Genomic DNA, 13,935 nt, shown 5'->3' on the forward strand with positions numbered 1-13,935 from the left:
GCGGCGGACCGGCCGCCGGGACCGACCGTGGAAGAGGCAGGCGCGCGATGACAGCGACGCCCTCGGGGCCGCTGCCCCGCTCCCAGCAGGGAGCCGAGCCCCAGCTGCTCCTGACGTCCCTGCTCGGCGACTTCTGGTACTGGCGCGACGAGCACATCCCGTCGGCCGCCCTGGTGCAGCTGCTCGGCGAGTTCGACATCAGCCCGGCGAGCGCGCGGGCCGCGATCCGCCGGCTGGCCGCCCGCGGCCTGCTCACGGTGTCGCGCAGCGGCCGGACGACGGCCTACGGCATCCCCGCACGGACGTCCGAGGTCATCATCGAGCGCACCCAGCGGATGCTGACCTTCGGCACGACCGCCCCCGAATGGGACGGCCGGTGGACGGTGGTCACCTTCTCCGTGCCGGAACAGGATCGCGGGCTGCGCACGGCGTTGCGGTCGCGCTTGCGGGTCCTGCGGTTCGCGGCGCTGTACGACGGCGTCTGGATCAGCCCGCACGACCTGGCCGATCCCGCGCTCACCGCGCTCCGCGAACTGGACCTCCGCACCGCGACGGTCTTCCGCGCCACCGAGGTCCCCGGCCCGGCCGCGGCGGTCACCGCGTTCGACCTCGAGCCGCTGGCCCGGGAGTACGAGCAGTTCGTCGAACGCTACGAAGAGGTGCTGACGGGTCTGGACGCGGGCCTGATCAGCCCCGCGCAGGCGTTGCGCACCCGCACCGAGCTGCGCGTGGACTGGCGCCGGTTCCCGGAGACCGACCCGGACCTCCCGGCCGAGCTGCTCCCCGCCGACTGGGCGCGCGACCGGGCCCAGAAGGTGTTCCTGCAGATCTACGACCGCCTCGGCCCCCTGGCCGAGCTGCGCTTCCGGCAGGTGCTGGCCGCCACCGACCCCGAACTGGCCGAGCTGGCCACCCACCACGACTCGGTGAAGGTGGCGGCGCTGTTCGCCGACCTGGGCGACCGCCACCCGGCGGGCGACACCCCGTTCGAGCAGGCCGCCGAAGCCCGCCGCCTGGACGACGCGCGCCACCGGTAAGGCGGCGGTTCTCAGGCCGGGCGTCCCGGCCAGGACGTCGATACCCGGCCAGGTCACCGTGCGACGGCCGTGCAGTCCAAGCCCACGGCCGACATCCGGAATTCCAGCACCCGCGACGAGGTGCGGACCAGGCCTCCCTCTGGCCGGCCGAGCACGTGGGTGTCGTACGCCGGCACGTCCGGAAGACCACGTTCCGTGAGACTGCAGCGTGACTGCAGTGAACACTGCCACGCTCTGGATCACCGCGAACCGGATCAACGACAGGGGGAGTTCACGATGACCAGAACCACAGTCGGGCGTCAGGGTCAAGCTACTGCCAGAAGTTCACTCGGTCGACTGACGGTGGCCGCGGTCGTGGCCGGGCTCGCCCTGGTCGGAGCGCCGGTCGCCACCGCCGCACCCGCCACGGCCACTGCCGACCCGTCCAGCCCGATCGACCCGATCCTCCGCTACGGCGCGACCTACGCGCTCGGCACGCTGCGCTGGCACCAGCGATCCGTCGACGTCGACTACTCGTTCAAGGCCAGCTACTGCCGCCGTCTCTACGCCTACGCCTACGACGCCAACTGGAAGCGATGGCCGGCGCGGAGCACTAGCTTGCACTGCAACGACGTGTCCACCGACACCATCAACGTGCCCGTCGACATCCCCGGCGGCCCCATCTACGTCGACCTCTGCTTCAAGGACGAAACCGACACGGCCCACCTGGCCTGTGAAGGGTACGTCCACCCCTGACCGCGGTACCGCGGGCACCGACGACAGCCGAACACCGAGCACGCGAACACGAGGGGAACCCCATGCGCAGTGTGAAAGCCGCGGTCCTGGCCGCGACGATGATCGGAACGTTCTCGATCGCCCAGGTGCCCGCGAGCGCGGCACCGGTGGGGATCCAGGCCTCCTACGGTGGCACGACCATCGACCTCGGCAAAGGCTGGAAGGACGCCCAGGTCTGTGCCGAGTTCGCGGTGGGCGACGTCCGCTGCTTCCGGACCCCGCAGGACTTCGCGGCCACCTCGGGCGAGTTCGGCATCGCCGCAGCCGAGGACTGCAAGTACACCTGGGTGTGCCTCTGGGAGAACATCGACCACACCGGCCGCCGCCTGCAGTGGAACGCGTCGGGGACGAAGAAGCTGGCGGACTGGGGCTTCCGCGACCAGGCCAGCAGCGCCGCGCTGCACCGGCCGCAGAGCGGCGCCACCCTGGTCAACTACGTCACCGCGCTGCCGGACCAGCACGCGTACCTGGCCGCGAACGGCATCTACTCCGACTTCCGCAGCTTCGGCTGGAACGACAAGGCCGACGAAATCCAGGTCGGGTGACGATGGCCGACGAGATGGTCAGACGGGCGCAGCGGTTCGTCAACGACGTCTACAGCAGCCGCATCGGGATGACGGTCGAGGAGGACGGCCTCACCAAGTGGGAGGTCATGTACGCCCTCACCCGCGCCCTGCAGTGGCACCTGGGGATCTCACCCGTGTCGAACAGCTTCGGGCCGACGACGCTGGCTACGCTGACGTCGAAGTACCCGAAGCTGAACTTCGGCACCATGCCTTCGGCGGACTTCTGCCGGATCATCCAGTCGGCGCTGTACTGCAAGGGCTACGACGGCGACGGGATCAACGGCGCGTACGGTCCACGCGTCCAGGCCGCGGTGACGAAGCTCAAGGAGGACATGGGCGTCGGGACGGTGTTCCCCGGCAGCGACCTGACACCGAAGGCGTTCAAGGGACTGCTGACCATGGACGCCTACGTCGACGTCGGCTCCGGTTCGCCGACGGTCCGCGAGATCCAACAGTGGCTGAACGGACGGTACATCGGCCGCCGCGACTTCTTCGTCATCCCCTGCGACGGCCACCATTCGCGCGACGTCGCCAAGTCCGTCCTGTTCGCGATCCAGTACGAGCTGGGTATGGCCGACGGGACCGCCAACGGGGTGTTCGGCCCCGGGACGCAGGCGGGTCTGAAGCAGCACCCGGTCTCGCTCGGCGACACGGGAATCTGGGTGTGGCTGTTCTCGGCGGTGATGGCGCTGAACAAGCGGCCGGTCGACTTCACCGGCACGTTCGATTCCTCGGTGGGCGCCGCCGTCCGGGAGTTCCAGTCGTTCGCGAAGCTGACGGTGTCCGGCACCGGTGACTTCCCCACCTGGGCATCGCTGCTGGTCTCCTACGGCGACCAGACCCGCACCGGCGAGGCGTGCGACGGCGTCACCCGGATCACCGCTTCCCGCGCGGCGACCCTGAAGGAACAAGGGATCAAATACGTCGGCCGCTACCTCACCGCGTTGAGCACGACCTCGTTGCCGGAAAAGCCGATCCAGGAGGGAGAGCTGGAGACCATCGCGGCCGGCGGCCTGCGGTGCTTCCCGATCTACCAGACGTTCGGGCGGGACGCGGCGAGCTTCACCTACGCGGCCGGCCGGGCCGCGGGCTACGCCGCGATGAACGCCGCGCGGGACCACGGGTTCAAGAACGGCACACGGATCTTCTTCGCGGTCGACTTCGACGCGCTCGACGGAGAGGTGACTTCGCACGTCCTGCCGCACTTCAAGGGCATCGTGGATTCCGTGGCGGACGCCGGCAACCCGTACCTGGTGGGGATCTACGGGCCGCGCAACGTGTGCTCGCGGGTCGCGGCCGCCGGGCACTCGACAGCGAGTTTCGTGTCGGACATGTCCTCGGGGTTCTCCGGCAACCTGGGCTACCCGCTGCCCGAAGACTGGGCGTACGACCAGATCGCGACGCGCACGATCGGGACCGGCGACGGCCGGATCGAGATCGACGTCGACATCGCTTCGGGCCGTGACTCCGGACAGGGCTCGTTCGACCCGCCACGCAAGGTGGTGCCGGACACCCGCCTGGCGGCGGAGGTGTATCCGGCGCTGGAACTCGACGTCGGCAAGTACATGGAGTCCATCGGGTTCCCGAACAACGGCGGCACGCGGAAGTTCGCACACTGGAAATGCCTGCAGACCACCGTGCTTGACCACGACGACGTCATCACCGAGCTGTCGAACCGGTACACCATGCGCAAGGCGCTGATCCAGGCGTCGGCGTACTGGGAGATGCGGCACTGGGACGCGATCGACGACGGCGTCGACGCGTTGGTCGAGGGGTACCACAACCGTCCGCCGGGTGTCCCCCCGCCGCCGGACGCGCCCAGGGACTCGTCGACGGGCATCGCCCAGATCTTCGGGGCCACCGCGATCCTGGCGTGGAACCACTGCATCACCAAGGGGGTGGCGTCCGGCACGATCCGGGACACGGCCGACGACGACGACATCTACGCGGCTTGGAAACAGGTCAAGAACGACGAGGAATACGCACTCCGGACCGTGGCGATGATCCACATCTGGGACGCGGACGGCAAGCCGGGCGGCCAGAACCCGCCGGAAGGCGAAACGGTGCTGCGGCCCGTCGCGTTGAACTACACCGAGCGGGAGATCTTCGAGGTGCTGCGCCGCTACCAGGGCTGGGGCGCGGAGGCGGAGGAGCACGCGGGGCAACGCATGGCGCTGTACCACATCCTCGAGAAGTACAACGGCATCTCGCGGCACCTATGAGCAGGGAGGAGCACAGGTGACAACCTTGCGACGCCGGACGTTCCTCATCGCCGCGGCGGTGACCGGAGCAACGGTGGTACTGCCGCCCACATCAGCGGGCGCCGGAACGGACGAGGCGATCGGGCGCCGGGAAGCGAACCCGGACGGCGTGCTGACCGGAGCTCGATCGCACAACGGCTGGGAGATGGAGGAACTCGCCGACGGCCGCGGAAACATCCACACGCGCCCGGTACCGGGCACGCCGTTGTCCGGAGTGCCCCTGCGCATCGGCTTCGTGGCTGCGGTGCTGGCGCACGTCGTCCACCGGTTTCACTGCGACGTGGACGAATTGCGCGATGGTGACGTAGCGGGTTGGCGTCCTCCGGCCACGGTCAAGCCGGCGCTGCCCGAGTCGAACCTGGCTTCGGGCACCGCGGTCAAGATCCGTCCGGGGCACTACCCCGCGGGGTCCCGCGGCGGCTTCTACCCGCCGCAGGTCGTGGCGATTCGCACGATCCTCGCGGACTTGGGAGGCGTCGTACGCTGGGGCGGGGACGACAACCCCGTGGACGAGGCGTTGTTCTACATCGCGGTCAGGCCTGTGGACCGCGAGCTGCCGCGAACCGCGCTCCGAGTCCGTCCGTTGTAACGGTTCCTGGCCGCCGCGGGTCGGTTCCGGGTCCACTGCTGGTTGGCGCCGTGGTTGCAGGTCCACACGATCACCTTGGTGCCGTTGGCCGTTCCGGCGCCGGAAGCGTCCAGGCAGAGTCCGCTTCGGACGTTCGTGATCGTGCCGTCGGCGGCGGCGTTCCACTGCTGGGCCGTCCCGCCGGTGCAATCGCCGATGACCGCCGTCGCCCCCGGCGAGGTGCCGTCGGCGCCGAGGCACTTGCTGCCGTAAACCTGCAGTTGCTTGCCGTCGGTGAGCGTCCACCGCTGGTTGGCCCCGCTGTTGCAGTCCCACAGCGCCACCTGCGTGCCGTTCGCCTGGGACTGGCCGGGTACGTCCAGGCACCGGCCGGCGTTGGCGTTGACCAGCCGGGACGTCTGCGGGGGCGGCGGCGTCCCGCCCGAGGGGCCGAGCGGGCAGCTCGCCTGGTACTCGGAGATCCCCCGCATGTCGGACAGCGACGGGCACAGGAGCGGCGCGTAGCGGGTGTCGGCGTCCATGAACACCTTCAACCACACCATCATCACCCGGGCGAAGGCGCCGGAATTCCCGCCGCCGCCCCCGGCGGGGAAGCCGTGGCCCTCGCCGGCGATCTCGGGGTAGGCGCGCTGGGTGGTGGGCGGGACGGTGGCGTAGGCGCTCGCCAGGTACGACGGGGTCACCGTCGTGTCGGTCTGACCGCCGAACAGCACGGTGGGGATCTTGATGCCGGACAGGTTTCCGCCGGGCACGTAGGGAGCCATTCCGACGGCGGTCAGGAGAGCCGGCCGGCGGGTCCCCGCAACCAGTGCACCGCCGCCGCCCATCGAGTGGCCGCCGACCGCGAGCCGGTTCCGGTCGACCCGGTCCCGCACCGGGCTGCTCGTCACCAGCCAGTCCAGTGCGGCGAGCAGCTGGTCCGCCCGGGCGTCGGCGTAGTCGTCGAGGCTGTTGGTCTCGATGCCGACCACGACGAACCCGAAGGAGGCCAGCCGCGGGCCCAGCCACGCGTACCACCGCCATTCCGTGCCGTAGCCCGGCGCGATCGCGATGGCCCCGAAGGTGCCGGCGGTCGTGTCCGCCGGGTAGTACACGACCCCGCCGCCGAACCCGTTGCCCTTCGGCACGGTCGTCTGCGCCGTGGCGAACGTGCCGTGGTCGGCCGCGACGCCGGCCGGGGTGGGATCCGGTCCTCGCTGGTACGGGTTGTCGGCCGCCGACGCCGGCGCGACGGTCGTCAGCCCGAGCACGATCGCGAGCACGGCCAGGAGCACCGCGCCACGTCGCCGGAGATGGGGCCGCATCGGGGGTCCTCCTCGTCGCGGGCTGCCGTGGTCACTGCGCGGCCGGGACGGTCCACTTCTGGTTCTGGCCGCCGCTGCAGGTGCCCAGCCGCACGGCCGTCCCGTTGGCGGTCGAGCCGGCCGCGGCCTCGAGGCAGAGCCCCGACTGCGTCCCGGTCACCGTGCCGTCGGCGTTGCTCCGCCACTTCTGGTTGGCCCCGCCGTGGCACGCCCAGATGATCACCGCCGTGCCCGGGGTGGTGGCGCCGCCCTCGGCGTCGAGGCAGCGCAGCGTGTCGCCGGAGTAGACCGTCAGCTCGGCGGCGGCGGTGGCGGTCCATGTCTGGTTCGTCCCGCTGTTGCAGTCCCACAGCTGCAACCGGGTGCCCTGCGTCGTCGACCGGGCCGGCACGTCGAGGCACCTCCCCGCGGCGACCGAACGCACCGGGCCGCTGCGGGTTCCGGTGCTGCCGCCGTTGTCGAGGCCGAGGAAGGAAATCGCGTACGCGAGCATCCCGGCCTGCGGCAGAGTGTGACCGGTGCCCGAGACGACGATGCCTTCCACGGGAGCGTGGCTGCCGGTGTCGCCGTAGCGGTTGCGGGTCCAGGACGACTGCGGCCGGTCGGTGGCCGACGGCGTCTGGTTCAGCCCGTGGAGGGCGGTCCACTGCTTGATCTCTTCGCCGTAGTTCGGGTAGGCCAGCGTCGTGTCCTGGTCGCCGTGCCACAGCTGCATCCGGGGGTAGGCGCCGGTGTAACCCGGGTACATGGCGTGCGCCTGATCGGCCCACTGCTGGGCGGACTTGACGACGTTCCCGCCGGCGCATTGGCTGTTCCACAACGAGCCGTCCGCGGTCGCGAAGCACCCCGCCGGCACGCCGGAGAACGCGGCGCCGGCGGAGAACACGTCCGGGTATTCGGCGGCGAGGACGTTCGTCATCATGGCTCCCGAGGAGAAACCGCTGACGACGATGCGGCCCGGGTCCACGTTGTAGTGCTGCCGCGCCCACGCGACCATCGACATGATCCCGGTGGAGTCGCTGCCGCCGTTGCGGGTCAGGCCCGCCTTCGTGGAGACGTCGAAGCAGTGCCCGTCCCGGGTGGCCTCGGGCACGACGACGACATAGCCGTACCGGTCGGCCGCCGTCGCGTAGTCGTGCCCGTTGCCGTTGAAGATCGCGCCCGCCGAACCACCGCAGTAGTGGACGAGCACGAGCAGCGCCGGTTTCGCCGCCAGCGAGTCGGGCGCGTACACGTACATGCCGAGGTTGGTGGGATTGGTGCCGAAGTCGGTGACCCTGGTCAAGGTGGCGGCCGCGGCGGAACCGGCGGTCAGGAATGCGGCCACGACGGTCAGCGGCACCAGCAGGACCACCGCCAGCAAACCGCGGATCACCCGTTTCATCGACATTCCTCCGCCCTCGTCGCCGGATCCACCGGCCGACAGGAATGCCACGATAAGAGTGGTCGCCCGACAGGTCAACGATCATGCGATCGCTGGTGAAAGTTACTTGTCCCGAACGATTTCGCCCGCCGGCCTTCCGCCGGAGAAATCGTCGATACCGGCAACGAAAATTTCGGGACGGCCCTTCTCCGCACCTCATCGGAAATGTGGAGCGCCGTTGTCCCGTCGTCTCCATCCGGGCGGAGGCGGCCCCGGGTCGCTCGAACCCGGGGCGCCTCCCCCGGTCACCAGCCGACGGCGACCACCAGCCACTGCGGGTCCCCGTGCGAGACGAACGAGGACTGAGCGGCCACATCGTCGTACGGGAAGCCGTAGGCGAGGTGGTTGATGCCGTGGTCGTGCCAGAACTTCGCGTAGTAGTTCGCCGGCGCCGCCTGGTAATACCGCGACGGGTCCTGCCACTGCGACTGCGGCAGGTGGGCCGTGTGCCGGTTCAGCGCCGCGCACATGTCGGGGTTGCCGGCCAGCGATCCGGCGCAGCCGGTGATGTTCGACGTGGGCTCGTTGACCCCCACCGACTGGGCGTAGGAGGTGAAGTAGTTCGCGTACTTGCCGCCGGTGCGGAAGTCCGGAGCGCTCCCCGGCGCCGGGATGCGGTACGGCGCGTTCACCGTCGCCAGGCCCTTGAACTCCGTCGGCACCTCGGCCTGGAACTTGGCGAACGTGGCCGAGCGGTCCTCCTGGAACGTCTGGTAGTCGTCGCCGACCTGGACGTCGTAGCCGTCGTGCGCGTGCAGCCGCATGGCCAGCTTCAGCGCGAACGCGTCCACCCGGGTGGTGTTGCCGTTGAACACGTCCGGGCCGACCGTGAACTCGATGAAGTCGGCGTACTGGCCGTTCGGCGTGCCCAGGTAGAAGTACATCCGCCCGGCCGAGTTGGCCGGCATGTCGATGTACGGCTGCTCGGCGATCGAGTGGGTCTGGCCGCCGAAGTTCCAGTACACCTGGCTGTCCGGGTACTTGCCGTTCGTCCGGTTGAGCACCTTGACCGTGAGCACGTTCCGCGCGGCCGGGATGCTGCCGGTGTCGCCCCAGAAGGAGTCGGGTGGGACGCCGGCCCCGGGCTGGGTGGTCCCGCCGCCGGTGCCGATGACCTGGAACTCCCACAGCGAGACGCCGTAAGGGGTGGCCCGCGCGGTCGCGTACAACCGCACGTACCGCCCGGAACCGGTCACGTTCAGGGTCTGCGTGCCGCCGGTTCCCGTGGTCGTCTGGTACACAGTGGACCAATCGGATCCGTTGTCGGACAGCTGGATCTGGTACGCCGTCGCGTAGGCAGCCTCCCAGCGCAGCACGACCTGGCTGACGGTCGCGGCGCCGCCGAGGTCGATCCGGATCCACTGTGGATCGCTGAACTGCGACGACCAGCGGGTGCCGGTGTTCCCGTCCACCGCGGCGGTCGCGGGGGTGCCGGCGTTCTCCACCGACGACGCGGTGACGGCCTTCCCCTGGGAAATCACCGTGTCGGCGGCACTCGCCATCGGGACGGCGAGACCGAGCGCGGCCACCGCGAGGGCGGCCGCGAGGATCGCCGAGCGGGTGCCGTGGCGACGGCGCCGCGGCAGGATGGTTCTGGACATGGTTCCTCCCTGGCTGGCCAAGCGGCGGACCCGCCGCCGGTGAGACGGCGTGGTCCGGCTCGTCCTGAGCGCCGGGCGGATGCCCTGGTGGGCCGGCGGGAACGATCGTCAAGAAGGTTCATACCACCGCACCCGGCTTGTCAACCCTTGACAGATCCGCACCGCCCGGCGATCCTCGGAACCGGTTCCACCCGCGGACCTCTGACTTCCGGGTGAGCCGGCCGACGGATCACCGCCGGGGCCCCACCTCGCCGACCGCGACGAGGAGCCGCCGGAGCTCGCGCCGGTCCCGCTCGCCGAGGTTGGCCAGGACCCGGTCCTCCGCCTCGGCCACCTCGGGCTCGAGCCGTGCCAGCATGGCCGCGCCCGCACGGGTCAGCGTGGCGGGCAACGACCTCCCGGCCGGCACCGTGGCGGGCCGCGTCACCAGGCCGCGCTCCTGCAGCTCGCGGACCACCTTGTTCATCGCCTGCGGCGACACCTGGGCCTCGCGGGCCAGCTGGGCGTTGGACTTCGGCGACCGCGACAGCATCCGCAGGCAGAAGTACTCCGGCGCCGCCAGCTCCGACGGCTCGAGCACGGTGGCGGCCACCTCGGCGCGCAAGGCCGACGTCACCCGGTGCAGCAGGTAGCCGAGCGGCTCGTCGCGGACGCTTTCCATGTCAACCATGTTGACATATATCAACCTGGTTGACACTCTGGGCCGCATGACGAGCTCACCGCGTGACGCACTGTTCGAATCCGCCTATCGGCGCCAGGCGCCCGAGATGGGGCCGGGCCTGCGCCCGCCGTGGAGCCTCGGCGAGCCGCAGCCCGAGATCGCCGCGCTCATCGACGCGGGCGCCTTCCACGGTGAAGTCCTCGACGCCGGCTGCGGCGAGGGCGCGACGTCGCTCCACCTCGCCGAGCAGGGCTTCACGACGGTCGGCTTGGACCTGTCGCCGACCGCGATCGAGCTGGCGCGCGCGGAAGCCGCCCGGCGCGGCTTGGCCGCCGCCGGCTTCGCGGTCGCGGACATCAGCACGTTCACCGGCTACGACGGTCGTTTCGGCACCATCGTCGACAGCACGCTGTTCCACTCGATGCCGGTCGAGGCACGCCAGGGGTACCAGCAATCGATCGTGCGCGCCGCGGCGCCCGGCGCGTCCTACTTCGTGCTGGTGTTCGACAGCGCGACCGTGCCCTCGGACAAGGTCAACCCGGTCTCGGCGGACGAGCTGCGGGAGGTGGTGGGCGCTCACTGGGCGATCGACGAGATCCGGCCGGCCCGCATCCACGCCGCCGTCCCCGCGAACTTCCCGAACTTCTCGGACTTCGCCGGCAGCGACGTCCGAGACGAGGGCAACGGCCGCAAGTCGGCACCCGCCTGGCTGCTGTCGGCACACTTGCCCCGGCCGTGACGTCGTGCCGGGTCCACGCCGGTGAACGCCCTCGTGCCGGGCGGCGGCGGACCCGTCGGTGCGTCGCGGGAGGCCGCTCTGCTCCACGAGCTCGGGTCGGCGGGGTTCACGGTGTCCGGGAGCGACCTCGTCGTGGGTACCTCCGCCGGGTCGGTCGTCGGCGCCTGGCTGACGATGCGCCCGGCGAGCCTCACCGACCTGCCCGGGCGGATGCGCGAACGGGCTGCCTGGCACGCCGAACGAGCCGCGAAAGGCGGCCGCGGAGGGTTGCGCCTGCCGGGCGGCAGCGAGACGAAGCTGCGCGCGGCCCGGGCGGCGATCGCGGCGGCGTGACGGTGGCGAAGGCGCCCAGCTCGCCGTCGAGCTTCTCGATGCGGCCGAGGTAGTGCTCGGTCAGCTCGCGGGAGCTCAGGTCGCCCGCGCGCAGGGCGGCCAGTTGCGCCGCGGCGGACAGCTCGTGCGGTTCGCCGCTCACGGCGCCATCGCGGTTCCGGTCAGCACCCCGTGGGCCACCGCGGCGAGCGTGTCGAGGTACTCCGGCGTCCGCGGCTGCCGGCCCAGCATCCGGCGGTGCATCAGCGGCCCCTCGACCAGATCGGCAACGAGGGACAGCTCGGGCGGTCCGCCGAGCTCGCCGCGCTCCACCGCCCGCGATGGCGGTGCGCAGCGGTACACCGCGCCCCTCGGCCATCTTCCGGAACGCGAGCTCGGCGTCGGGGTCGCGGTGCAGATCGGCCATGAGCCCCATGAGCCCGTCGATCCAGGACGAGGACCACGACGCCGCGAAGTCCTCGACGATGGCCAGCAAGTCCGAGCGGAGGGACCCGGTGCCGGGATCCGACACCTGTGGCAGGTGCTCGGCCAGCACGTCGACGACGAGCTGCGCCTTGCTCGACCACCGCCGGTAGACATCGGTGCGGTGCGCGTCGGCCCGCGCCGCGACCTCGGTCAGCTTCAGCGCGTCGTAACCCTGGCTCTGCAACAGCGACCACGCCGCCGCCGAGAGCCGCCGTTCGAGCTCCGGATCACGAGGACGACCGGGCATACCGCCTCCATTGCGCTACAAGTTGTAGTGCAATGGAGGGCAGGGCGGTCCAGCCCCGAACGCAAGGACGGTCAGGGTGCCGCGCGCACTCCTTACGAAAAAAGAACCCCGGCGCCGGCCGCCACCCGGCGGAATAGCGCGGGTGCGCCGCACGTCTGTACACCTGCACGTCCAGGTGCGTTTCACCTGGTACCCCGGCTTCGCGCCGAAAGGCGGGAAAGGGAGAGCTGTGCCTCAGCAGGCCGAGTACCACAAGAACCCGGAAGCCGTGTCGCGGCTGGACGCGGAGCAGTACCGCGTGACCCAGCAGGACGGCACGGAACGTCCGTTCGCGAACGCGTATTGGGACAACCACGAGCCGGGCATCTACGTCGACGTCGTCTCCGGCGAGCCGCTGTTCGCTTCGGTCGACAAGTACGACAGCCGGTCCGGGTGGCCGAGCTTCACCAAGCCGATCGTCAAGGCGAACGTCGTCGAGCGGGAAGACTTCAGCCACGGGATGATCCGGGCGGAGGTCCGCTCCCGGCACGGGGACAGCCACCTCGGCCACGTCTTCGACGACGGCCCGCTCGACAAGGGCGGCATGCGCTACTGCATCAACTCCGCGTCGTTGCGGTTCATCCACCTCGACGACCTGGAAGACGCGGGCTACGGCGCCTACCGCACCCTGTTCACCGGCGACACCGACAGTCAGTGACGACGCCGGCGCGCGACACGATCTCGGCCCCGGTCGAGATCGTCGCGCTGCTGGTCTCCTCCGCACCCGCCTTCGAAGGCCGTCCCGCGGACGGCCCGCGGCCCGACCCCGAACCCGTCGAGGTGACCGTGCGCGCCGGGCTCGGGCTCGTCGGTGACCGGTACTTCAACCAGCCCGCCCACCGCCGGGCCGCCGTCACCCTCTTCGCCGCCGAATCACTCGATACGCTGGCCCACGACCTCGGCCTCGCCGCGGTGCCGGACCCGCACCTGCCGCGCCGCAACATCGTCGTGCGCGGGTTTCCCGTCGACGAGCTGGCCGCGCCGCGCGGCGGCAGCGGAGCCGTCTTCGGCCTCGACTCCGGAGCGGGCGAAGTCCGGTTCCAGGCCTACCGCCCGGCCCACCCCTGCGCCTGGATGGACGTGGTCCTGGCGCCCGGCGCGTTCCGCGGCCTCCGCGGGCACGGCGGCGTGCGCTGCGTCCCTCTCGACGACGGAATCCTGCGGCTCGGCCCCGCAACCCTCACCGTGGCGCGCTCCCCCGTGGCCTGACCAGCTTCCGCGGCGATGGGTGCGGTCGAGCGCCGCGACCACGAAGACGGCGGCCGGACTCAGGTGGTCATCACCGCCCGCCGGACGGTGTCCCGCAGCAGGGCGCGGCGTTCGTCGTGCCGGTCGTCGGGCTCGTCCGCGGTCGCCGCGTAGACGTTGCTGACCGGCGACCACGCCATGGACATGGCGATGACCACGGCCATCACGTCGAACGGGTCGCCCGGCCGCACGAGCCCGCCGGCTTGCGCCGCGGCGATCGCGCGCAGCTTCTCGTCATCGAGCCGATCGGCTTCCGCGACCAGATGACCGGCCGGCCGCCGCTCCAGGCGGGCCCACGTGGCCAGGCGGATCAGATCGGGGCGGCGCAGGTATTCGTCGTAGAGGCGCACGGCCCAGTCAGCGAGATCGGTGGCGTCGATCGGGACGACGTTCACGATCCGCTCCAGCGAAGCGAAGAAGATCGCGTCGAACAGCCCGTCCTTGCTGCCGAAGTACGCGTACAGCTGCGCCTTGTTGGTCCGGGCCGCGCTCACGACGCGGTCGATGCGGGCGCCCGCGATCCCGTACTCGGCGAACTCCCGGGTCGCCGCCTCGAGGATGCGGTCACGCGTCGCGGTGCCACGGGCGGTCGTGGGCTGGTCGGCCATGGGGCGACCCTACCAAACAGAACAGTTGGTTTGCTTTACC

Annotated in this window: 16 protein-coding genes and 1 pseudogene; 10 read left to right on the forward strand and 7 right to left on the reverse strand. The window is 70.8% G+C overall.

Annotated elements, in window-relative coordinates:
* Window positions 1–47 precede the first annotated feature (47 nt).
* The 5 genes from ACWDN5_RS10800 to ACWDN5_RS10820 all read left to right on the forward strand — a co-directional run bounded on the left by ACWDN5_RS10800 (window position 48) and on the right by ACWDN5_RS10820 (window position 5,227).
* Window positions 48–1,037 carry a PaaX family transcriptional regulator gene (locus ACWDN5_RS10800; RefSeq protein WP_449675999.1) on the forward strand — a complete coding sequence of 330 codons (990 nt, stop codon included), beginning with the start codon at window positions 48–50 and terminating at the stop codon, window positions 1,035–1,037.
* Window positions 1,038–1,379: 342 nt separating this feature from the next.
* On the forward strand, window positions 1,380–1,772 hold the full coding sequence (locus ACWDN5_RS10805) for a hypothetical protein (RefSeq protein WP_449676000.1): 393 nt from the start codon (window positions 1,380–1,382) through the stop codon (window positions 1,770–1,772).
* Between the two features lie 62 nt (window positions 1,773–1,834).
* Window positions 1,835–2,356, forward strand: a complete 522-nt coding sequence (locus ACWDN5_RS10810) for a peptidase inhibitor family I36 protein (RefSeq protein WP_310971906.1) — start codon at window positions 1,835–1,837, stop codon at window positions 2,354–2,356.
* 2 nt (window positions 2,357–2,358) lie between these two features.
* Window positions 2,359–4,599, forward strand: coding sequence for a glycoside hydrolase domain-containing protein (locus tag ACWDN5_RS10815; protein WP_449676001.1), 2,241 nt, complete (start codon window positions 2,359–2,361; stop codon window positions 4,597–4,599).
* 16 nt (window positions 4,600–4,615) lie between these two features.
* Window positions 4,616–5,227 carry a M15 family peptidase gene (locus tag ACWDN5_RS10820; RefSeq protein ID WP_310971904.1) on the forward strand — a complete coding sequence of 204 codons (612 nt, stop codon included), beginning with the start codon at window positions 4,616–4,618 and terminating at the stop codon, window positions 5,225–5,227.
* Here the strand turns inward: ACWDN5_RS10820 and ACWDN5_RS10825 are convergent.
* The 4 genes from ACWDN5_RS10825 to ACWDN5_RS10840 all read right to left on the reverse strand — a co-directional run bounded on the left by ACWDN5_RS10825 (window position 5,161) and on the right by ACWDN5_RS10840 (window position 10,216).
* Window positions 5,161–6,531, reverse strand: coding sequence for a poly(ethylene terephthalate) hydrolase family protein (locus tag ACWDN5_RS10825; protein ID WP_449676003.1), 1,371 nt, complete (start codon window positions 6,529–6,531; stop codon window positions 5,161–5,163). The genes ACWDN5_RS10820 and ACWDN5_RS10825 overlap by 67 nt on opposite strands.
* A gap of 31 nt (window positions 6,532–6,562) precedes the next feature.
* Window positions 6,563–7,915 (reverse strand): extracellular catalytic domain type 1 short-chain-length polyhydroxyalkanoate depolymerase, encoded by a 1,353-nt coding sequence (locus ACWDN5_RS10830; protein WP_449676005.1) that lies wholly within the window; start codon window positions 7,913–7,915, stop codon window positions 6,563–6,565.
* Between the two features lie 284 nt (window positions 7,916–8,199).
* Complete coding sequence (locus tag ACWDN5_RS10835; RefSeq protein WP_449676006.1) at window positions 8,200–9,555, reverse strand: beta-1,3-glucanase family protein; 1,356 nt, start codon at window positions 9,553–9,555, stop codon at window positions 8,200–8,202.
* Window positions 9,556–9,784: 229 nt separating this feature from the next.
* Window positions 9,785–10,216: a MarR family winged helix-turn-helix transcriptional regulator gene (locus tag ACWDN5_RS10840; RefSeq protein ID WP_310971901.1), complete on the reverse strand. Its 432-nt coding sequence runs from the start codon at window positions 10,214–10,216 to the stop codon at window positions 9,785–9,787.
* A gap of 46 nt (window positions 10,217–10,262) precedes the next feature.
* On the opposite strand from ACWDN5_RS10840, the gene ACWDN5_RS10845 reads away from it, so the two are divergent.
* Both ACWDN5_RS10845 and ACWDN5_RS10850 read left to right on the forward strand, forming a co-directional pair.
* Window positions 10,263–10,955, forward strand: coding sequence for a class I SAM-dependent methyltransferase (locus tag ACWDN5_RS10845; RefSeq protein WP_449676007.1), 693 nt, complete (start codon window positions 10,263–10,265; stop codon window positions 10,953–10,955).
* A gap of 21 nt (window positions 10,956–10,976) precedes the next feature.
* Window positions 10,977–11,288 carry a hypothetical protein gene (locus tag ACWDN5_RS10850; RefSeq protein ID WP_449676072.1) on the forward strand — a complete coding sequence of 104 codons (312 nt, stop codon included), beginning with the start codon at window positions 10,977–10,979 and terminating at the stop codon, window positions 11,286–11,288.
* A gap of 138 nt (window positions 11,289–11,426) precedes the next feature.
* On the opposite strand, the gene ACWDN5_RS10855 is transcribed toward ACWDN5_RS10850, so the two are convergent.
* Complete coding sequence (locus ACWDN5_RS10855) at window positions 11,427–11,600, reverse strand: hypothetical protein (RefSeq protein WP_449676073.1); 174 nt, start codon at window positions 11,598–11,600, stop codon at window positions 11,427–11,429.
* A gap of 92 nt (window positions 11,601–11,692) precedes the next feature.
* Here ACWDN5_RS10855 and ACWDN5_RS10860 point away from each other — a divergent pair, with 92 nt between their 5' ends.
* Window positions 11,693–11,863 carry a hypothetical protein gene (locus tag ACWDN5_RS10860; protein ID WP_449676074.1) on the forward strand — a complete coding sequence of 57 codons (171 nt, stop codon included), beginning with the start codon at window positions 11,693–11,695 and terminating at the stop codon, window positions 11,861–11,863.
* A gap of 23 nt (window positions 11,864–11,886) precedes the next feature.
* Here ACWDN5_RS10860 and ACWDN5_RS10865 read toward each other — a convergent pair.
* Window positions 11,887–12,000 (reverse strand): annotated as a pseudogene (locus ACWDN5_RS10865) (TetR/AcrR family transcriptional regulator); the annotation flags it as partial.
* A gap of 229 nt (window positions 12,001–12,229) precedes the next feature.
* Here ACWDN5_RS10865 and msrB point away from each other — a divergent pair.
* Window positions 12,230–12,697 carry a peptide-methionine (R)-S-oxide reductase MsrB gene (gene msrB / locus ACWDN5_RS10870; RefSeq protein ID WP_449676008.1) on the forward strand — a complete coding sequence of 156 codons (468 nt, stop codon included), beginning with the start codon at window positions 12,230–12,232 and terminating at the stop codon, window positions 12,695–12,697.
* Window positions 12,694–13,248 carry an MOSC domain-containing protein gene (locus ACWDN5_RS10875; RefSeq protein ID WP_449676010.1) on the forward strand — a complete coding sequence of 185 codons (555 nt, stop codon included), beginning with the start codon at window positions 12,694–12,696 and terminating at the stop codon, window positions 13,246–13,248. The genes msrB and ACWDN5_RS10875 overlap by 4 nt, the downstream gene beginning before the upstream one ends.
* A gap of 59 nt (window positions 13,249–13,307) precedes the next feature.
* Here the strand turns inward: ACWDN5_RS10875 and ACWDN5_RS10880 are convergent, their stop codons facing one another.
* A complete protein-coding gene (locus ACWDN5_RS10880) occupies window positions 13,308–13,895 on the reverse strand; it encodes a TetR family transcriptional regulator (protein WP_449676011.1) in 588 nt (195 codons plus the stop codon).
* Window positions 13,896–13,935 lie beyond the last annotated feature (40 nt).

The sequence above is a fragment of the Amycolatopsis sp. NPDC003731 genome (genome assembly GCF_053586895.1).